Annotated in this window: 21 protein-coding genes; 8 read left to right on the plus strand and 13 right to left on the minus strand. The window is 65.7% G+C overall.

Annotated elements, in window-relative coordinates:
- Nucleotides 1-13 precede the first annotated feature (13 nt).
- Nucleotides 14-3,265, minus strand: a complete 3,252-nt coding sequence (locus FAB82_RS15280; RefSeq protein ID WP_168801615.1) for a transglycosylase domain-containing protein — start codon at nt 3,263-3,265, stop codon at nt 14-16.
- 288 nt (nt 3,266-3,553) lie between these two features.
- On the opposite strand from FAB82_RS15280, the gene FAB82_RS15290 reads away from it, so the two are divergent.
- The 4 genes from FAB82_RS15290 (at nt 3,554) to FAB82_RS15305 (ending at nt 7,673) form a co-directional block, all read left to right on the plus strand.
- Nucleotides 3,554-4,240, plus strand: coding sequence for a PadR family transcriptional regulator (locus FAB82_RS15290; RefSeq protein ID WP_136535398.1), 687 nt, complete (start codon nt 3,554-3,556; stop codon nt 4,238-4,240).
- Complete coding sequence (locus tag FAB82_RS15295; RefSeq protein ID WP_136535399.1) at nt 4,233-5,303, plus strand: inositol-3-phosphate synthase; 1,071 nt, start codon at nt 4,233-4,235, stop codon at nt 5,301-5,303. Before FAB82_RS15290 ends, FAB82_RS15295 begins: the two co-directional genes overlap by 8 nt.
- Nucleotides 5,304-5,391: 88 nt before the next feature.
- Nucleotides 5,392-6,741, plus strand: a complete 1,350-nt coding sequence (locus FAB82_RS15300; protein ID WP_168801616.1) for an MFS transporter — start codon at nt 5,392-5,394, stop codon at nt 6,739-6,741.
- Nucleotides 6,696-7,673, plus strand: a complete 978-nt coding sequence (locus tag FAB82_RS15305; RefSeq protein ID WP_168801617.1) for a peptidylprolyl isomerase — start codon at nt 6,696-6,698, stop codon at nt 7,671-7,673. Before FAB82_RS15300 ends, FAB82_RS15305 begins: the two co-directional genes overlap by 46 nt.
- Before the next feature lie 38 nt (nt 7,674-7,711).
- Here the strand turns inward: FAB82_RS15305 and FAB82_RS15310 are convergent, their stop codons facing one another.
- The 4 genes from FAB82_RS15310 to FAB82_RS15325 form a co-directional block, all read right to left on the minus strand.
- Nucleotides 7,712-8,428 (minus strand): lysophospholipid acyltransferase family protein, encoded by a 717-nt coding sequence (locus FAB82_RS15310; RefSeq protein ID WP_246039662.1) that lies wholly within the window; start codon nt 8,426-8,428, stop codon nt 7,712-7,714.
- Between the two features lie 85 nt (nt 8,429-8,513).
- Nucleotides 8,514-9,134: a bacterial proteasome activator family protein gene (locus tag FAB82_RS15315; RefSeq protein ID WP_136535402.1), complete on the minus strand. Its 621-nt coding sequence runs from the start codon at nt 9,132-9,134 to the stop codon at nt 8,514-8,516.
- Between the two features lie 496 nt (nt 9,135-9,630).
- Complete coding sequence (locus FAB82_RS15320) at nt 9,631-10,194, minus strand: hypothetical protein (protein ID WP_136535403.1); 564 nt, start codon at nt 10,192-10,194, stop codon at nt 9,631-9,633.
- A complete protein-coding gene (locus FAB82_RS15325; RefSeq protein ID WP_136535404.1) occupies nt 10,191-10,502 on the minus strand; it encodes a hypothetical protein in 312 nt (103 codons plus the stop codon). Before FAB82_RS15325 ends, FAB82_RS15320 begins: the two co-directional genes overlap by 4 nt.
- A 253-nt stretch (nt 10,503-10,755) precedes the next feature.
- Between FAB82_RS15325 and FAB82_RS15330 the strand changes: the two genes are divergently transcribed.
- Together FAB82_RS15330 and FAB82_RS15335 are read left to right on the plus strand one after the other, a co-directional pair.
- Nucleotides 10,756-11,598: a helix-turn-helix domain-containing protein gene (locus FAB82_RS15330; protein WP_136535405.1), complete on the plus strand. Its 843-nt coding sequence runs from the start codon at nt 10,756-10,758 to the stop codon at nt 11,596-11,598.
- Complete coding sequence (locus FAB82_RS15335; RefSeq protein ID WP_136535406.1) at nt 11,585-11,764, plus strand: DUF397 domain-containing protein; 180 nt, start codon at nt 11,585-11,587, stop codon at nt 11,762-11,764. The genes FAB82_RS15330 and FAB82_RS15335 overlap by 14 nt, the downstream gene beginning before the upstream one ends.
- Before the next feature lie 40 nt (nt 11,765-11,804).
- Here the strand turns inward: FAB82_RS15335 and FAB82_RS15340 are convergent, their stop codons facing one another.
- From FAB82_RS15340 to FAB82_RS15375, 8 genes are all read right to left on the minus strand, one after another.
- A complete protein-coding gene (locus tag FAB82_RS15340; RefSeq protein WP_136535407.1) occupies nt 11,805-12,020 on the minus strand; it encodes a hypothetical protein in 216 nt (71 codons plus the stop codon).
- Between the two features lie 188 nt (nt 12,021-12,208).
- The gene (locus tag FAB82_RS15345) at nt 12,209-12,529 is read right to left on the minus strand and encodes a hypothetical protein (protein ID WP_136535408.1); all 321 of its coding nucleotides are present in this window, start codon (nt 12,527-12,529) and stop codon (nt 12,209-12,211) included.
- 121 nt (nt 12,530-12,650) lie between these two features.
- Nucleotides 12,651-13,124, minus strand: coding sequence for a common antigen polymerase (locus FAB82_RS15350; RefSeq protein ID WP_136535409.1), 474 nt, complete (start codon nt 13,122-13,124; stop codon nt 12,651-12,653).
- A gap of 23 nt (nt 13,125-13,147) precedes the next feature.
- Nucleotides 13,148-13,885, minus strand: a complete 738-nt coding sequence (locus FAB82_RS15355) for a hypothetical protein (protein WP_136535410.1) — start codon at nt 13,883-13,885, stop codon at nt 13,148-13,150.
- 3 nt (nt 13,886-13,888) lie between these two features.
- Nucleotides 13,889-15,670, minus strand: a complete 1,782-nt coding sequence (locus FAB82_RS15360; protein ID WP_136535411.1) for an alpha/beta hydrolase — start codon at nt 15,668-15,670, stop codon at nt 13,889-13,891.
- 3 nt (nt 15,671-15,673) lie between these two features.
- A complete protein-coding gene (locus FAB82_RS15365; RefSeq protein ID WP_136535412.1) occupies nt 15,674-16,084 on the minus strand; it encodes a hypothetical protein in 411 nt (136 codons plus the stop codon).
- A 75-nt stretch (nt 16,085-16,159) separates the two neighbouring features.
- Nucleotides 16,160-16,450, minus strand: a complete 291-nt coding sequence (locus tag FAB82_RS15370; RefSeq protein WP_136535413.1) for a hypothetical protein — start codon at nt 16,448-16,450, stop codon at nt 16,160-16,162.
- Nucleotides 16,443-16,796 (minus strand): hypothetical protein, encoded by a 354-nt coding sequence (locus tag FAB82_RS15375; RefSeq protein WP_136535414.1) that lies wholly within the window; start codon nt 16,794-16,796, stop codon nt 16,443-16,445. The genes FAB82_RS15370 and FAB82_RS15375 overlap by 8 nt, the downstream gene beginning before the upstream one ends.
- A 320-nt stretch (nt 16,797-17,116) precedes the next feature.
- Here FAB82_RS15375 and FAB82_RS15380 point away from each other — a divergent pair, with 320 nt between their 5' ends.
- Both FAB82_RS15380 and FAB82_RS15385 read left to right on the plus strand, forming a co-directional pair.
- A complete protein-coding gene (locus FAB82_RS15380) occupies nt 17,117-17,746 on the plus strand; it encodes a hypothetical protein (protein ID WP_136535415.1) in 630 nt (209 codons plus the stop codon).
- A gap of 62 nt (nt 17,747-17,808) precedes the next feature.
- The gene (locus FAB82_RS15385; protein WP_136535416.1) at nt 17,809-19,194 is read left to right on the plus strand and encodes a WXG100 family type VII secretion target; all 1,386 of its coding nucleotides are present in this window, start codon (nt 17,809-17,811) and stop codon (nt 19,192-19,194) included.
- Nucleotides 19,195-19,246: the final 52 nt, after the last annotated feature.

The raw sequence follows: 19,246 nt of genomic DNA on the forward strand, positions 1-19,246 counted from the left end.
GCCTCGCCCGGCCTTACTCTCCGCCGGGGTTCGCCGGCTCCTCGGGCTCCATGGACTCCTCGCCGCCTCCACCGCCGTCATCGGTCGGCTCGTCCGTCGGCTCCTCGCAGAGCGGGTCCCAGTCGGAGCATTCGCCCGTCGGGCCCTCGGTCGGGTCGGTCGTCGGATCCTCGGTCGGCGTCGTCTCCTGGCAGTCCGGCGAGTTCGAGTCCTCGTCCTCGCATTCGTCGTCGGGCAGGTCCTCGTCCTCGTCCTTACCGTCGCCGCAGCGCTCATCGTCGCCGTGCTGCTGGCAGTACTGCAGGTTCGGGTCGATCGTGCCGTCGTCCCGGACGATGTCGTCGGTGTCGGCGGAGCCCACCTTCTCCGGTTCCTCCCACTTCACCTCGTCCCAGGTGTCGTCGCCCTCTTTCTTGTCGAGGATCTTGGTCATGGCGTCGAACCAGACCGGATAGGCGGTGTTGGAACCGAACACGTTGAGCTTGTTGCCGTCCTCGTCGGCGATCGGGTCGGACTCAGAGGTGATGTTGCCGACCCAGGCGGCGATGGACAGCTGCTTGATCGCCCCCACATACCAGGCATGGGCGTTGTAGCCGTCGTCGTATTTCTCGCCGTTCTCGTCCTCGCCGCTGGCCTCCCAGGTACCGGTCTTGCCGAAGTAGTCACGGCCTAGGTCCTCGCCGGAGGTCGACTCGCCCTTGATCTCGGAGCCGACGTACTGGAGGTCGCGGGCGACCCCGGCGTCGAAGGCCTTGCCCGACTCGTAGGGGACGGTGGGATTCAATTCGGTGCCGTCGTTCTTGACGACCTTGGCGACGAAGCGGCTCTCGTTGTAGACCCCGTCGTTGGCGATGGTCGCGTAGATGGACGACATGTCGCGGACGCTGGTCGGGTACTGTCCGAAGGCGATGTGGTTGTAGAACGGGTCGGTCTCGCTCTTTCCGCCGATCTCGCAGGTGTTGGCCTCGCCGTCCTCGTCGGCGGCCATCGCCTGCTCGTCGGCGTCCACGACGGTCGGGTTGCATTCGTCGTCGACTTCCAGGAGCGCGTAGGTGTCCCAGTTGTTGTCCGCGCCCACGATCGGGTTGCCCTCGGCGTCGATGGCCTTGCCCAGGACGGTGTAGGTGCCGTCGCCGTTGAGCTGGTAGTTGACCGACACATCGTGGGTCTTGCCGTCGGCGTCGTCGACCTGGCGGGACTGGTTCATGGTCTCCAGGCCCATCTTGTCCGCGTAGTCGAGGATGGTGTTGGCGCCCTGGTCCTCCGCGATGGCGTACATCGGGGTGTTGCGCGAGTTGCGGACCGCGTCGGTCAGCGTCATCTGCGACTTCCCAGGGTGGCCGCCGTTGAGGAGGGTGCAGTCGGGGTAGGTGCCCGAGCCGATGCATTCCTCCTGCTCCTCAAGGGTGAGGGAGTCGAAGGGCCGGGGGGAGCTGGAGTCCCACCACGAGTCGATCGAGTGGTCGCCTTCGATGGCGGTGGCAGCGGTGATCATCTTGAACGTCGAGGACGGGGGGTGTGGCGATTCGGCACCGGCCTTGTCGACGCCGAAGCCGTCGTCGCCGCCGTAGTAGCCGAGCACGTTGCCGGTGGCCGGGTCGGTGGCGACCATCGCGGTGGTCATGTACTCCGGATACTTCTCCAGGGCGGCGTCTTCGTTGTCGTTGACGAACTGTGCGTAGCCTTCGTCGGTCGTGTCCTTCGCGGCCTGGTCGATGTCGTCGACGACCTCGTCGTTCTCATCGAGGTATTCGCCGTCCTCGTTGGTCTTGACCCTGATCTCACCGCGCGATCCGGTGTTCGCCAGCGAGTCCTGGACTGCCTTGTCGACCGTCAGCGTGACCTGGAAGCCGCCGGGCTTGATGACCTTGCCGTTCTCATCGACGCCGCCGAACAGGTCTTCTTGGGTGAGCCCGTAGTGCTCGTAGAGCTCGTCGAAGACGTAGCCGTCTTGCTCGTTGACGATGAAGCCCATGTTGGTGTCGCCGCCCCAGGAGCCGCGGGATTCGTACTTCTCCTCGGGCACGGGCTGCTCGGCCTTGTCGCGGTCGCCCTGGGAGATGTAGCCCTCTTCGACCAGCGCGTCCATCGCGTGGTTCCAGCGGTCGGAGGTGGCGCCCTCGTCGTAGTAGTCCTCGTTCCACTCGTCGTAGGTCCCGTTGGGGGACTTCACCTGCATGACGAGGAAGGCCGACTGGGCGTAGTCCAGCTCCTTCAGTTCCTTGTTGAAGTAGACCTCGGCGGCCGAGGCGATGCCGTAGGCGCCGCGCCCGAAGAACGCCAGGTTGAGGTAGGAGGTGATGATCTCGTCTTTTTCGTACTCCGACTCGATCTGCATGGCCATGGCCGCTTCCCGGGCCTTGCGGTCGTAGGAGATCTCGTCGCGGGCGTCGAGGACCATGCCGGCGTACTGCTGGGTGATGGTCGAGGCGCCCTGGGTGTCGCCGCCGGTGACGTTGTTGAGCACGGCGCGCATGGTGCCCATGTAGTCGACCCCGGAGTGCTCGTAGAACTTGCGGTCCTCCAGCGCGACCAGGGCCTCTTTGATGCTTGCGGGGATCTCGTCGGACTTGGCCTCCAAGTGGAGGTTCTGGCCGTAGCCGCCGGCCTCGGTCTCGCCGTCGGCGTAGTAGAAGGTGCTCGACTCGCCCAGGCGGCGGACGCTTTCGATACCGTCGATCTCCTGGAAGAAGTAGGCGCCGACGACGGTGACCGCGGCGACCATGACCACGCCCATGGCGATGAGGCTGGCGAGCACCTTGCGGCGCATGCGTTTCTTCTTTTTCTTGCCGCCGGGGGCGAGTTCGTCTTCGGACGCGATAGCGGCCCGGCGGCCGGTCACGGAGGCGCGCCCGGTGTTCTCGGAGCCGGAGAAGAAGTCGTCGCCGCCCTCGGGGAGCTTGCCCATGTTGAATTGGAGGGTGCCGTCCCCGGGGTCGCGGGGAGGGGGAGGGGCGCCGACCGATGCGGAACCGACGGAGGCAGACCCGACCGAGGCTCGCCCGGTGCGTCCGGTGACCGAGGCGCTGCCGGTGGCGCCGCCCACGGAGGCGGAGCCGGAGGCGCGGCCGACCGAGGCCGAACCCGAGGCGCGGCCGCTGGCGCGGGGGCGCGGGGTGGGGGCCTGGCCTCCGGTGCCCGGCTGCGCGCCCGAAGCGTCCCAGCCGTAACCGCTGTCACGCCCGGAGTGGTGCGCGCCACCGCCGTTGTCGGAGGAACGACCGTCCTCGGGGGGCGGGGCCGGACGATATCCGTAGTCGCTCATGCTCAACCATCCACGTGAGGTCATGCCGGGGTGCTGGTCCCGGCCCTGGGGTGGCCGGTCGTCTCGCAGTTTCGCACACCGAATCTGTGAGAACTCTGCTAGATCGATTAGTTCCGCCGAGCCTAGCTGAAGAGTCGGGTCCCGGACAGTGGCCGCACGGTGGGGTTGACGTGATTTCCGCGCCCGGCTATGGTTTCACTGATGTATCGGTCCGATACATCGAAACGTCAGATCGGACCGCGATGTCCGGTCCGGCACCGACGGTAGCACCGGGAAAGGGGGTACGCGTTGCTCGAACTGGCCATCCTCGGACTCCTGCACGAATCCCCCATGCACGGATACGAACTGCGCAAGCGCCTTCTCACCCTGCTGGGTGCGATTCGGGCCGCCTTCTCCTACGGCTCGCTCTACCCGACCCTCAAACGCATGCGCCTGCGAGGCCTCATCGTCGAGGAGGCCCCGGAGGCCGCCTCGGTCGAGAAACCGCTCCTGACCGGCCGCCGCGCCCGCAAGGTCTACCGCCTCACACCCGAGGGCAAAGAGCACTTCGCCCAGCTCATGGCCGACGCCGGACCCGAGTCCGCCGACGAGGCCCTGTTCGGGGTGCACTTCGCGTTCTTCTCCCGGACCGACCCGGCGACCCGGCTGCGCATTCTCGAAGCGCGCCGCCGCCGCGTCGAGGAGCGGCGCGAACGCATCCGCGAGGCACTCGCCCGCACCGCCGAGCGGCTCGACGCCTACGGGCTCGAACTCCAGCGGCACGGGCTGGAGACGGCCGAGCGGGAGGTGCGGTGGCTCAATGAGCTCATCGCCTACGAGCAGCGGGACCGCCCGCTGCGCAACGACTTCGGCGAGACACTCGCCGGACCGGGACGGCCGAGCGCCGACCGGACTGAAGGAACACCAACACCCGATCCGGCCGACCTAGCCGGAGAGCAAAGTAAACAAGATAAAGGAGGCATGCGCGATGGGTAAGCTGCGCGTAGCCGTTGTGGGCGTGGGAAACTGCGCCTCGTCGCTGGTCCAGGGCGTCGAGTATTACCGCGACGCCAAGCCCGAGGACCGGGTACCCGGTCTCATGCATGTGCAGTTCGGCGAGTACCACGTGGGCGACATCGAGTTCGTCGCCGCGTTCGACGTCGACGCGAAGAAGGTGGGCCAGGACCTGGCCAGCGCCATCAACGCCTCGGAGAACAACACCATCCAGTTCGCCGAAGTGCCGCCGACCGGCGTCAACGTCCAGCGCGGACCGACGCTCGACGGTCTCGGCCAGTACTACGAAGAGCTGGTGACCGAGTCCTCCGATCAGCCGGTCGACGTGGCCGCCGCGCTTCGCGAGGCGAAGGCCGACGTCGTCGTCTGCTACCTGCCGGTCGGTTCCGAGGATGCGGCGAAGTTCTACGCCCAGGCCGCGATCGACGCGGGCTGCGGTTTCGTCAACGCCCTGCCGGTGTTCATCGCCTCCGACCCCGAATGGGCCCAGAAGTTCGTCGACGCCGGTCTCCCGATCGTCGGCGACGACATCAAGAGCCAGGTCGGCGCCACCATCGTCCACCGGGTGCTGGCGAAGCTGTTCGAGGACCGCGGCGTGCGCCTCGACCGGACGTACCAGTTGAACTTCGGCGGCAACATGGACTTCATGAACATGTTGGAGCGCACTCGCCTGGTGTCGAAGAAGATCTCGAAGACCCAGTCGGTGACCAGCCAGATCCCGCACGAGATGCGCGGCGCCGACGTCCACATCGGCCCGTCGGACCACGTGCCGTGGCTGACCGACCGCAAGTGGGCGTACATCCGCCTGGAGGGCACCACCTTCGGCGACGTGCCGCTCAACGCGGAGCTCAAGCTCGAGGTGTGGGACTCGCCGAACTCGGCGGGCGTCATCATCGACGCGCTGCGCGCGGCGAAGATCGCCAAGGACCGCGGGATCGGCGGCCCGGTCGAGAGCGCGTCGAGCTACTTCATGAAGTCCCCCGCGAAGCAGTTCTCCGATGAAGAGGCCCGCATCTCGGTCGACAACTTCATCGAAGGCAAGTAACGAAGGCGGCCATCGGCGAATCCGTTTCGTCAGGGAGGCCCCCTCAGAAGGGGGCCTCCCTCAGCTTTTAGGGAGTTATCCTCGGTCAATGCGCACCGCCGGGCACGTTCGGACACTGGCCTCGAGCCGCCCTTTCCGCAAACTCCTCGCGGTGCGGCTGGCCTCGCAGGCTGCCGACGGCATGTTCCAGGCCTCCCTGGCGCTGAGCGTCTTCTTCAACCCCGCGCTCGGCGAGGCCGGCGACCCCTACCGGTACGCCGCCGCCGTCGCGCTCCTGCTCGGCCCTTACTCGCTGCTGGGGCCCTATGTCGGCACCGTCCTCGACCGGTTCAGCCGCCGCGGCCTCATCGCCGGCGCCAACCTGGTCCGCTCGGCCCTGACCGTCGTCATCGCCGCGACCCTCGCCGCCGGATTCGACTGGACCTGGCTGGTGTGCGCCATGGTCGTATTGGCCGCCAACCGATTCGTGCTCGCCGGCCTCAGCGCCGCCCACCCGAAGGTCGTCCCCGCAGAGCAGCTCGTGACGGCCAACTCCCTCGCCTCGACCCTCGGCGCCCTCGCCTATGGGCTCGGCCTGGCCACCACCGGGATCACCAAGCTCATCGACTCCGGCGTCTCCTATTCAATGCTCGCGCTGGCCGCCGGCTGCCTCTATCTCGTCTCCGCCGCACTCGTCACCGCGTCGTTCCGCTCCGGGAGCCTCGGCCCCGACCTCGAGGCCGACCGCACCGGCGGGCTGTGGAAGGGCATCTCCGAGACCACCGTCGGCATGGTCGACGGCCTGCGCCACCTGAGCCGGCGCCGCGGCCCCGCACTGGTCATGGCCGTCCAAGGGCTGCACCGGTTCCTGTACGGCATCGTGTTCATCATCGCGATCGCGCTGTTCATGGGCTTCTTCTGGGACGTCGAATCCGATCCGACCCGCACCACCACCATCTCCTGGCTGCTGGTCCTGGCGGTGCTCGGCAACGTCGGCGTCCTCGCCGCCGCCATCGCCACCCCGCGCGCCACCCGTGGGTGGGGGCCGAAGAACTGGGTCGTCGTGCTCATGGCGCTGTGCGCGGTCGTCGTCGCCGCCCTCGCCGGGACCATGAAGCCGGTCATGTTCGCCGTCGCGGTGCTGCTGGTCAACATCGCCTCGCAGGGCATCAAGATCACCGTCGACACGAGCCTCCAACGGGGCGTCGAGGACGCCTACCGGGGCCGGGTGTTCAGCGTCAACGACACCGTCTACAACGTCGGCTACCTCGCCGGGCTCTTCGCCGCCGCCCTCGTCGTCCCGGCCGACGGGTACGCGCCGGGCACCCTGCTCGGCGTCGCAGTCTCCTACGGCCTGGTATGCGTCGGATACGCCTACCTCGCGCGAGACGCGGCACCGTACGATTCAGAATCATGGAGCCCAGCGGCCACCGAGGCGAGACCGAGCACGAGCCAGTAGCGGCCAACCCCTTCCGCGGCACGCCCCCGTGGCAGCGCGGCGGCAGCGGCTGGAAACGGACCCTGGGCGGTATCGGCGCGCTCGTCATCACCATCGGATCGGTCGCCGGCGTCACCTGGCTCGCCTTCCGCGACAACGGAGACGGAGGCGCCGGAGCCGCCGACGTCATCTACGAGCGCTGCCAGGTCACCGAGGCCGACGACGCCCAGCCCGTCGTGGAAGCGCCCCGCCTCGACACCCCCGCCGAACGCTCCATCGCCACCATCGAGACCAGCTACGGGAACCTCGACGTCATGCTGTGGGGCGACGTGGCCCCCTGCGGCGTCGCCGCCTTCAGCCACCTCGCCACCGCCGGGTACTACAACAGCGACAACTGCGACCGGCTCACCACCCAGGCCGCCAGCCCCACCGCGATCCTCCACTGCGGCAGCCCCGGACGCTACGAAGCCGGTGAGGAAACCGAGGAGACCTACGGGCCCGGCTGGCGCTTCGCGGCCGAGACCGGCATGGCGGGCAACGATGTCCAGGACGTGCTCGCGCTCGTCACCGACGAATCGGGCAACGCCGGCAGCGCCTTCACCCTCATCCGCGGCGCCGCCGAGCCCACCCCCGGCGTCAGCGTCGTCGGCGGCATCGTCGACGGCTACGAAGTGCTCGACACGATCGCCGCACTCACCGAGGAAGTCGAATCCGACGGACCCCCGCCGGTCCCGGTCACCATCTTCGGCGTCACGATCACTCCAATCGAGGACCTCCCGGGCGGCGACACCGTGCCCGATCCGACCGACCCGGGGACGTCCACCCAGACACCGGGTCCGTCCACCGATCCCACCGCCACCGATGCACCGAGCGGCACCGAGAGCCCGAACGGGACGGAGACCACGGGCGGGTTCAATATCGAGACGATCGACCCCACCGCCACACAGTCCTGACCGGAAAGAATGACGCGCGGATCCAAACCGACCCCGCTCTAATCCGACTCCGCCGCGTCGTCCTTCGAACCGCCGCGCTTGGCGTACTTGTCGACGTACTCCTGGCCGGTCAACCGCCGGATCGAATCCATGATCTCGTCGGTCACCGCCCGAATGATCACCCGGTCGTTCTCATGCCCCGCATACCGACTGAAATCCAGCGGCTTGCCGATGCGCACGCCCACCGGCGCCACCCGCGGACGCGACTCGCCGATCGGAAGGACCTTCTCCGTCCCGATCAACCCGATCGGCACCACCGGCGCACCCGAGGCCAGCGCCAACCGCGCCACCCCCGGCTTCCCCCGGTACAGACGCCCATCGGGCGAACGCGTCCCCTCGGGGAAGATCGCGAACACCCGCCCGTCCTCCAACACTTCGAGGGACGGCTCCAGGGCGGCTGCCGAACGGCGCCCACCCGAGCGGTCCACGGCCACCTGGCCGAGCGCCTTCACGGTCTTGGAGATCAGCTTGCCCTTGACGCCCGCGCCGGTGAAGTACTCGATCTTCGCCATCGTCGCGATGTGCCGCTTGGTCGTCAGACCCAGAAAATAGTGGTCGGCCACGGAAAGATGGTTGGACGCCAGGATCACCGGACCGGTCTCGGGGATATTCTCCCTACCGTCGATCCACGGCCGGTAGATCAACTTGACCGCCGGGGCGGCAGTCCATTGCAGCGTCTTGTACAGCACCGTGTTCAGCTCTCCAGTGGTTCTCACCCCGGCTGGCGGGAAGGGTCCGACGGGGTAATTTCATGGCTCGCAGGCTTTGCCAAGAATGCTGAGTCTATGGCATCCGCAGTGACTACAGGTATTGACCGGGATGGTGATCGTGATCGTCACCGCGCGCGGCGCGCTCGGCCATGACAGCCCGGAGCTGCGGCGGAAGGTCTTCGGTGCCGGCCGGCAGCGCCTTCATCTCGCCCGAACGCATCTGATCGAGCTGAAGCCGCGCCGCCATCTGCTGCGCCACCAAGGAGGCCTGGATGCCGTGGAAGAGCCCCTCGAGCCAGCCGACCAGCTGCGCCTGCGCGATCCGCAGTTCCGCTTCGGTCGGGATCTCGTCGGTGCTGAACGGCAGTGACAGCCGCTCCAGCTCGTCACGCAGCTCGGGAGCCAGGCCCGATTCGAGTTCGGCGATGGAGCGGGCGTGGATGTCGGCCAGGCGCTGGCGGCCCTTGTCGTCGAGTTCGGCGGCGCGGACCTCCTCGAGCAGCTGCTTGATCATCGAGCCGACGCGCATGACCTTGGCGGGTTCGGAGACCATCTTCGCGGGGTCGGATTCGTAGCGCTCAGGCTGCGGCCGCTCGGACGATTCCTCGTCATCGGCGGAGACGGGGTTTCCATCGGCGTCGACAATGAGCAGGTCGTCCTCGGACTCCTGCTCTTTTCGCTGGTCGCGTTCGGACTTGCTGTGATCGCTCATCGTCGGACGTGTCCCCACGGTCTCGGTGTTCGGTCGGTTCCCTCTACCCGAGCCTAACGCGGAAAGAAGGACGGGTTGTTCCCGCCGCTGATGGACGGGTTCGCAGCAGTCGAATCTCCCGTGGGCCGCACCTGAGGACGGCAAAAAGGCCCGGTGGCCAAGGCCACCGAGCCATTCTGTGCACCTTGCAACGGCCTATTTGAACCCGTCACCGCAGGTCACGGCCCTGGTTTCGCGCCTATCGGCGGTATTGGCGGCCCCGCCCGAGAAACCGGCCGTACCGGGCCCGGCCGTGACTCGTCTAGATGACTCTCATACGGCAGTCATGGCAGGCCCCACACGTCCGTGGCGACTCTACGACCGCCTGACCTCCGAAGACATCGGCACGATCGTTCGCGAACATGCGGGTGGGACCTTCCAGAAGGAGTTGGCAGCCCGGTTCGCCATCAGCGTCAGCAGTGTGCAGCGGGTACTCCGCGACCATGGCTGACCGAGGTCACTCCTGCGGAAAGAGCGCGCGGACGACCTCACGACGCTCGCGCCAAAACTCGGTCGCGGTGCTGATAATCGCCCGCTGGTGGTCGGTCTCCTCAGCCCAAGCGGCGTGGTGCGAGTTCGCCACCAGCGCAGGGGACTGCCGGTCGCCGAAGACGACGTGACCGATGACGTTCGGGTCCAGGTGGCGGAAACGGACCTGAATGTGATCAGAGAGCGAGGTCCACACGAAGTCGACCGTCGCTCCGTCGATCTGGGCCTCCCCGATCGGGATGAGCGCCGAGTTCGCCTCCCGGGGCTGGATGAGCCCTGAAGCAAGGGCGTCAACCCACACCAGGGTAAGGGCAACCTTGAACCCTTGGCGCAGCTCCGGCGACCATTCCGCTCGGTAGAGGCAGAGCCTCGACGCGGGTGAATCGAGTTCGGTCACGTACCCCAATGCCAGGTGCGGTGCAGGATAGGTCCGTTCAAGCCATGCGGTCGAGGTGGTTCCTGCGGGCTCGGCGGTGACTTCGACGGTGCGGTGCTCCAAGTGGAGCTCCCCGATTCGGATGCGGTCGCTCATGCCGCCGGGCTCTTCCAACCAGCGGCATTGACCGCGTTGAACCGCTCTACCGCCGCTGCGAGAAGTTCAGCGCAAAGCTCGTTCGCCCAACCGGACTGCTGGGAGTTGATGAACATCCGGCTGTTCTGGATCGGCGAAACCAGTCCGACCGCGATACCGACGTCCTTCGGCTCCGGCTCATCGGTCTGTACGACTACGCGCCCGGTGGTCAGGTTGGCCCACAACTGAAGCCGCCTCCCCGCCACTTCGGCCTTGCCCCAGTCGCGGTCCTCGGTGATCACCGGCGAGTACTTGATCGATCGACTCACTTGTCCCCCTAGCGGTTCAGTTTGGGTGTAGCGGGCGCGGGAAGGGCTCCACCTTGCTCGCTTCCCGCGCCCTGTCGGGCCAACCGAGACCAACGTATGCCGTGGTCAAGCGATCCTCATAGGAGAACGTTCAAGCCGATGCCGATGCGCCGACGAAATGCGTGTCTCATTTCGCGCCAACGGAAATGAGACGGGAAAATTCACCACGAAAGTGGACTACCCACACGGGCCGATCACGGGTGATGATGGACCCATGAACACACCGTCACTGGCGCTATGGCGCATCGGGGGCATCATGCGGGGGCTCCGCGAGGACCGCGGCTATACCCTCCGCCAAGCCGCGAAGATCCTTGGCACCAACAAGGACCGGCTCGATCGCGTCGAGTCGGCCAAGAACCAACGCTGCGACCCGGGCACTGTCACGGGCTGGGCCTTCAAATACGGGGCCGATGAGAAGGTCATCAACGACCTCGATGCGCTCGCGATGCAAACCCTCGACGCCGACGCCCGGGGCTGGGAGGAAGTCTTCACCACCACCCCGAAGTGGTTCACGGCCTTCCTGAGCCTGGAGGCCGAAGCTATCGCGATGTACTCCTACGACACCGCCTACATCCCCGGCCTGCTCCAGATCCGCGCCTACATGGAAGCGGTCCTCGCCGCGGATCCGTTCCGTACTCTCGATGAGGTGGAGGAGACCATACGCCTGCGACTGCTGCGGCAGGACTCGGTGTTCAGCCGCCCGCCCGGCAAGATCGCCAGGATGCGGTTCGTACTCGACGAGGCGTGTCTTCTGCGGATCCGGCATGAGCCCTGGTACGAGGAGCAACTTCAGCGGCTCCGCGAGCTCGACGCGCTGGGGCCGGTCGAGATCTACATCCTCCCAATGGATCGGGGAATCCACGCCGGGATGAAGGGCGCTTTCATGATCATGTCTTTCGACGGGGCCTACAGCCCCGAGGTGGTCTACCTGGAGTCGGAGTACGGGGCCCGGTACATTGACGAGCGCCGGGCTGTGGCCCGATTCCGCGAGGTATCCTCGATCACGCTGGCGCAAGTCGTGCGGATCGAGGAGTACCTGAGCAATGTTGAGTCGTAACTGGAAGAAGTCCACTCGCAGTGGGTCCCAAGGCAACTGCGTTGAACTTCGCCTCGGCGACGAATCCGTCCAGGTCCGCGACTCCAAGCTCGGCGACGCCTCACCAATTCTCAGCCTCGACCCGGCCTCGTACGCAATGCTGATCGAGGACCTCAAGCGCCGCTAGCCGACCGGGCCGGTCGTCGCCAAGGACTGGCACGGGCCTTCTACTCCGCGTAGCAGTGCTCGCAGGGTGCCAGGCCTTTGTCCTCGGCGGCTTCGCGATGCACTTGCTGGATGTCGTGCAGATTCTTGCCTTGCTGAGCCGCACGCCGCTGACCCTTGTGAAGCCAGGCGCATTCGTCGGTCCGATGGTAGGCACTGCCGCCCGCGGTGCGGTACACCCTGACGATGCGCGGACGGTGGGCTTCGTTGTCAGTCATGGATCCTCCGAAGGGTACGAGTTGGCGATCACGATACCGGAGGCAGGAGCGATCATTTCACCTGGTCAGAGGCATGTACTCAGGTATTTGGAGGTAGTCTCAGGCCGATCGCCCCGAAACCGCGAAGCAGATTCCGAAGCTCTCAGACAGTGCGGCAGCAGTGCGCAGTCGGACCCCGAGAATGAAGTTCAACTGAAGTAGCCGGAATCGGGCTGTTTGAAAACGAACTCGTGAGGGGAGACGGCAATCTCGGCGAACCGCTCCGCAGTGAACGCGGGCCCTTCCGGGGCCGGACCCAAGAAGATGTTGAACTCCAGTTCCCGGTAAACCGTGCCGGTGGGCTGGCCAACGTTGCAGCTCTTGCTCAGTCCTTGCACGTCGAAGGCGATTCCGTCCAGGTAGAACCCGCCAGGGACCCCGGCGGCGAACTCCTCGCACAGCTCGGTGTCCCAGAACAGCTTCTCCTCGTACGGCAGCTGGTCGGTGTCTTCGGTGCAGGCCGCCTCCAACAGGAGACAGGCGTCCGCTGCGGCCCCTCATCTGGGAACATGTCGGATTGATCGCATCATCAGTTCCTATCCATCACCGAGCTTTCATCGGCACAGTCGGCCCGGACCTCCGCGAGACCAATCACGGTGCCGTCCTGGACGTATGCGGTTCCTTGTGGTCAGGCCGGCACCATCGCCTGATCGACGGGACGAAGAGCAGAGCGACGAACGGCAGATTGAACACCAGCAAGGTGGTTGCGAGCGAGCCTGCTCCGTAGCTGGTGCCGCCGTATACGGCCGGGACGACGATCCCGATCAGCAGGTGGAAGACCAGCGAGAGGACCCAGGCGACGATATTGCCACGCCATATCCCGAAGGCGCACAAGAGACTGATCAGCAGTCCGGCGCCGGAGGCGCCGACGAAGAGGTACACGAGCCCGGCCCAGTCGGTACACGAGGTGCCGCAACCTGCTTCGCCCCAGGCGACGAGGCTGGCGATGAACGGCAATGTCGCCTTCACCGTCAGCGATATGGAGTACAGCACCGCCATCGCGGGCGGGCCGCTACTGAATTTGCTGATGATCTGCTGGCGCTCGGCGCGCTGGGCCTCGTTCATCGGCTCCATCCCATGGCCGCCCGTCAGACGGAGGACGACGGGTCGAAGGCTGCGCGACGAGCGCCATCCGACTGGAAAGGGACAGTCGCTGGCTGCGTTCCTTCGAACGGTGCGATCGCGTCGGCAGACTCTTCCTCTCCCGGATAAACCATGCCTATGGAATCGCAGAATTTGGTTGCGCGATCGTTCTCCCTGGTGACTCCGCCCAGGGGGAGAGGGCAGGGGGGATTCCCGCCATCCTCGGTGGCCTTGATACAGCCGGATTGAATGTGGAACACCACGTAGCCAGCGGCCCAGTACCAGTAGTTGATGCCGTCAGGACGCTGTGCTTCGATGGAGTAGTAGGGCGGGTCTTCCCCGCGTTGTTCGTCTCGGTGAACGTTGTACTCGCTGGCATTCCACTTTTCACGAAGCAGGTCGACATAGGTTTCGCGGACCAATTGATCTTGCGAGACTTCCTCGCTGAATTTGTAGGTCAGGTCGAGCTGAACATACTCGGTGCCGTTCTCGCCGTATTGCTCGCAGTTGGTGACCATCATCGTTCTGACGTCGAAACCTGGAAAGTCCGGGAGGTCTGCAATGGCTTCTGCGGCGGCGTCTTCTAGACGCTGCCAGGCAGTCGTCTGGTCGAACTCTCGCTCTGGCGGGTACTGGACTTCTCGTTCCGAGGGCATGCAGGCTCCGGTGAGGGTGACGACAGCAAGGGCGGCAACAACTTGGATGATGCTGCCGCGCAGTGATCTAGAGGTTCTGATCGTCATTGATTAGCTCTCCTCCACGGGTTGGAGGCGGTCTGGCTGGTCAGTGATGATGTACGCCATGTTCTCCAGTGCCACGTTCTCTGGGATGAAGTACCCGCCGTGGATGTCCGAGCCGTCTGTCGACTCGTTTCCTTTGGAGTCCAAGGATTCACTGGAGAACTGGGTGGCCCCGTAGTCCTCGTGCAGCGGATTGGCCTCCCCATGCCACGCGTAGGCGCCGTCGCCGTCCGAGTCCCTTCCTTGCTCAGTCTGCGTGATTCCGTCCAAAGTGGCCTCGACCCAACTGTAGTCATCGGTCGATGCGAGAATGCCGTCGTCTTCAGCGGTGGTGACATAGACGTTTTCGGCGCCGATTCCCAGTTCATCGGCATGAGCGGTGTCGAGGCCGGGGGATGCCACGGCGATGATCTTGTCGGCGTCGACCCCGTGCTCGGCTGCGGTGTGGCCTATGACCGTGGTACCGTAGGAGTGTCCGACCAGTGTGGTGTGTCCGTCCCCGTTCGTGTGAGTGGCGCTGAGCCCCTCGGTGAAGCTTGAGAGCGTCGAACCCGCCTGCTCCGCGTACTCCATTGAGAAGGCGTCGTACTTGACCTCATCGGGTGCGTCGTAGTCGAGCCAGGCGATCGCGGCGGTCTCCTGTCCTGAAGCGACATCGTTCGAAGCGGCGGCGAGGGCCTCAGCTCGGTCGATCTCGTTGCCGAATCCGTCGAGTTCGGCGGTGGTCCCGGGCACGTACACGGCGGTGTTGTCGGCCGTGTCGGGGTTGCCGACTGACACGATGGCTCTGCCGTCCTCAGCCGAGTCGTATCCGATCAGGTAGTACTCCTGGCCGGTCGAGGCCTGACCGGTGATCGCGTCCTGCAAGCTCATCAACGAGTCGCGTTGGTCCCGTTCCGATTGCAGGGCTTCGAGCTGTTCCTGCAACGCTTCGTACTCTGGGCTGTAGCCCGACGATCGGCCCCGGTTGAGCCAGTCGGTGCCGTCCGCTTCCATCGCTGCCATCTGCGCCTCGATGTCGGCGATGTCTCCGTCGAGGGTGGGGTTGAAGCGGTCGAGCTCTGCGTCAAGCAGATCGCGGTTGGCGGCATCGCGTGTATCGGTGGGGATGCCGTCGAGTCCGGCGATGAGGGCCGGGTCACCTTCGAGAATTCCGAGGCGTTCGGCCTCGGTGAGCCCGTTCCACCAGTCGGTGATCGCTTCGGGGGAGGCACCGGAGTCGATGAGTTCTTGGAGCTCGCCGGCCTCGTCGCTGGCATCGGCGGCCATGGCGAGGCGTTCGGACTCGCTGAAGGTCTCGGCCCAGGTGCCGATAGCGGCCTTGAGCGCCTCATCGGCTTCGGTCGCCCGGTCCAAGGCGGCAGCGATGCGCGAACTCAGTCCCTCGGCGTAGTAAACGTTGTCGGTTCCGGTGGACGTGTCGGGGATGACAGAACCCGTGTCAGTCAGGGTGACTTTCTCGCGGTCGGTCTCTGCGATCACGTCGTTCAGGTCCGTTTGTGCGCCTTCGAACTCCTCGACCGCGTCGGTAATTGCGACCGAAACCCGTCGGGCCGCTGCGGAACGTTCGTCCAATGCGAGGACGGCATCGCGGACACGCTCGCGAGCTCCTTCCCCAGATTCGCCGTCCCAGTTGTCGATGCCGAACGCGGAGCCGTCCTTGGCTTTCAGGTCGACCAGCGTCGCTGCCTGTTCCTCAAGGGCTCCATACAGTTTCATCCAAGCTTCGCCGCTCGCTTCGGGCGCGCCGAAGTCGGCTTCCAGCAGAGTGTTGTAGGTGATGGTCATCGGTTACGCCACCGCCACGCTCTCGCCGTTGACGGGCATCTGTGTCGATGGGTCCGGGGCGGGGCGTTCCGGGGCTGGAGCGGTGCGCCCGTCAGGGAAGTACGAATCAGCGTACTGGTCGAACGCCGAGGAGATGTCTCCGTCGGCCTCGGCGCTGGTCTCGGCGGATATGGCGGCGGACATCGCCAGATCCTCGATGTCGGCACGGTGCACCGCGATGTAGTCCGTCTCCCAGACTTGCACGGCCTGAACGCATTCGGCGATCCCGACGAACTCGACCGCCTCGGCACTGCCTTCGAGAGGACTTGATTCCTGTACCAGCGTGTTCATCGCTTCGTAGATGGCTTCGGAGGCGGCGAACATTGCTTCGGCTCCTGCGCGCACCGCTTCGGGTTCGATGTTGAATTCACTCACCTTGAGCTCCTGTGCAAGCGATGCCGCAGAGGATTCGCGGCCGTGGGTGTCTTGGAGTGCGGGGCATGGTGTCGCTCAACGCGATTCCTCCTCGGGGGCCTTTGGAGTAGTGGGTTTGGAGGTGGCCTGGTTGTAGAGGGTCTTGATGGCGGCCTCGACGTGGGCCATGCCGTCCTCGCTCTCAGCTCCCATGTGGTCGATGTCGACCGTGCAGGTGCCGTCGGGGTCGAGCGTGAGACGGAGCAGGCCATCGGAGGTGGTCTGGTCGAAGCGCTTCGCCGCGGCCGGGGCGGGAGCGCCTTGGGCGAGAACACCGAGAAGATGGCGCATACCCGGCCCCTCGTGCAGCTTGGACTCATCATTCATCGCGGGCGCCTCTGATCTGGTCGACGGCGGCGAGGACCTGGGTGCGGGCCTCGGTGCAGGCCTTACGAAGCTCGGTGAGGGTGAGCCCGGCGGCCTGACCGACCTGTTCGCAATATGACCAGTGCCGGGCGGTGTCGGCGGGAAGGTGGATCGCATCCAGCTTGAGCGCGAGGCTCATGGTGGCGCTGAGTGCGAACGTCGGCATCGTCGCCGTGACCAGTGTGGAGGCGAGCGAGTCGGTGACGACCTCGTCGACCTCAGCGGGGGTCAGGTCGGGGGTGATGTCTTCGAGGCGTTCGGCGGCCTCGGTGAGGATCTGGTCGAGGCTGGGGAGATTCACCGTCATAGGAGATGCGGGTTTCCTTGCAGGTGGGACAGGGCGGGGAGACCGAGCACGGGTTCACCGTAGCAGGTAGTCGACCTTGTTGGGGTTCATCAGGTTTGAGGCGGAACCGGGTATAGGTCCGTTACTACGCTGAGCTATCTTAACGACTACCCGCCACGCCGAGTCATCGGATCGTGCCAGTTCTGGACTCGTGCACCCACCGCAACGCGCGATTTCGATAACCTGGATTGCGGAATCATCCCAAACGTCTGCCTCGACGTTGATTGAAGGCGTTCGAGGCACTTGCCCACCAAAGCGACTCACACCCCCGGAGGCCCCTCATGGCTGGCGGCTACAGCGACATCGACGACGGTAGCGGCGAGATCATCCACGTCGGCGCCGACGACTCCGCCGACGGCGTCAAGCTGGTCCAGAACGGCGAACAGATCATCGTCGTCGACGAGGACGCCCTGACCGTCTTCTCCACCAAGACCGGCCAGACCCTCGATGACCTCGAACCGGTGCGGTCGCTGGTGACCGGCGGGCAGCTCAACAACGTCCCGCAGTTCGGGCAGTACGGTGACATGCAGTTCCAGTCCATCGACGCCCAGAACCTGAAGCTCGGCAACTTCCCCGAAGCACAGGCCCTGTCCGAGGCGTACTTCAAGAACTTCTACCAGGGCAGCGCCGACCAGGTCGAACGCGTCCACCACGGCATCGCCACCGGCAAGACCGTCGCCGGCGACACCATGGCCTCCTACCTCGATAACGACGGGAACGTCGCTGCCGACGTCACCTCCATTGACTCCGAGTTCGCGGGCACCGGCCTCATCACCAGTTCCGAGTTCGATGAACTCCAGGAAGGAACCGAGACCGAGGAGCCGAGTGCGAGCGAACCTGCCCCTGAGGGAGGCTCCGAGGAGTCGGCTCCCCCTGAGGACCCGACGGACTCCTTCGCGACCAACTTCTAGTTCGAGCACCGACTCGCCTTCACCGCCGCTCCCGCGGCGGCCCGACCCCTGGAGGGAACCCGATGGCAGAAGCGAAAGGCTTCGACTACTACCGCAACCACACCACCACCGAGCTGTGGGCGATGCTCGCCGCCGGTGACGCCTGGAGCGTCGAGCAATCCGCCGGCGTCTGGCGCACTGCCCGCCATGGCCTCGAAGCGGCTCGCGGATCGCTCCAGACCAACCTCGAAGGCCTCACCGGATACTGGCAGGGACCGGCCTCGGAAGAGTTCCAGTCGCGGATGTTCCTCGTCCACGACTACAGCGCCATCGCCGAGGAGCGGATGCGAACCGCTGAGGAAACTCACATACCCGATATGGTAACCGCCCTGCAGACCGCACAGAGCCGCGCTCAGGGTGAGAACGATCTTGGGGAAGACCTTCACCCGGACAATGACATTCCGGACCCAGATGACTGGATGCACGAGGTCAAGAACCTCTCCTACGACGAGATCGCCAAGCTCGAACCGCAGACTCGAAACACCTACACCGCAGAGCATTCCGCCTGGCAACAAGCCCGGCATGATGAACTCGCCCAGACCGTCGCCGACCTGGGTACGCAGTACGCGGCCATGGCCGACAAGCATTTCGCCGAACCCGCCGCGCCACCACCGGAAGGCATGCCCGGCAACAGCACCTACCAGCAGCCGACCACCGGGGTTTTCGCCCCGACCACCATCGATTCCTCAGCAACAACAGCGTCCTCCGGGAGCGCTCTTCAACCTGAGGCTTCGGTGGACTCGGACGAGGACGATGTCGCCTCCCCATGGGACGTGCCGTCCTACACCGACATCGATGAACCCTCCGGCGGTCTCGCCAGCGGCGGCACTCCCACACCAGGGCCACCAGTCGGACCCAGTAGCACGACCGTGCCCGGGGGTAACCCGCTTCCGGCAGGCACCCCCGGACTCTTCAACCCCGGCCGACCCACCACCGGTGGAGCCCCCGGACGCACTCCGGGAACTGCAGGGCCGGTACGCGGCACGCAGCCGACCTCTCCTGGCCGTGGGACCCAACCGGCGACCCCCAACCGTGGCGGCCAGCCAGGTACACCCGGTCGCGGCACCTCCGGTCGCACGACCTCGGGACGCGGTGGCCTGCAACCGAACCAGCCCAGCCGCCAAGGATCCACAGCCGGACGCGGAACCGGCACCGGCACCCGGACAGGGGCCGGGCCTGGGAAGAACGGCAGCCCAGGCGCGAACAATAAGCGCCGCAATGACGAGGCCGAAGAAGAGGAGACCACGGCCAAGGAGTCGAAGTACGTCAAGGCTGAAGATGTCTTCGCCGTCCCCTTCGACCCCGCCGTCGGGCCCGCCCATGAAGGCGCGAAGCACCAGCGAGCCTGGAACAAGGAACACGATGCCTGGAAACGCCGACAAGAGGAAGAAGGCGAAGCCGACGCCTGACTCCAGAGGCGGCAGAGACTGAATGCCGGGCGGATGGGGACCGTGCACCCCG

Origin of the sequence: Glycomyces buryatensis, from assembly GCF_004912275.1 — a bacterium.
In the GTDB taxonomy this organism is placed as follows: domain Bacteria; phylum Actinomycetota; class Actinomycetes; order Mycobacteriales; family Micromonosporaceae; genus Glycomyces; species Glycomyces buryatensis.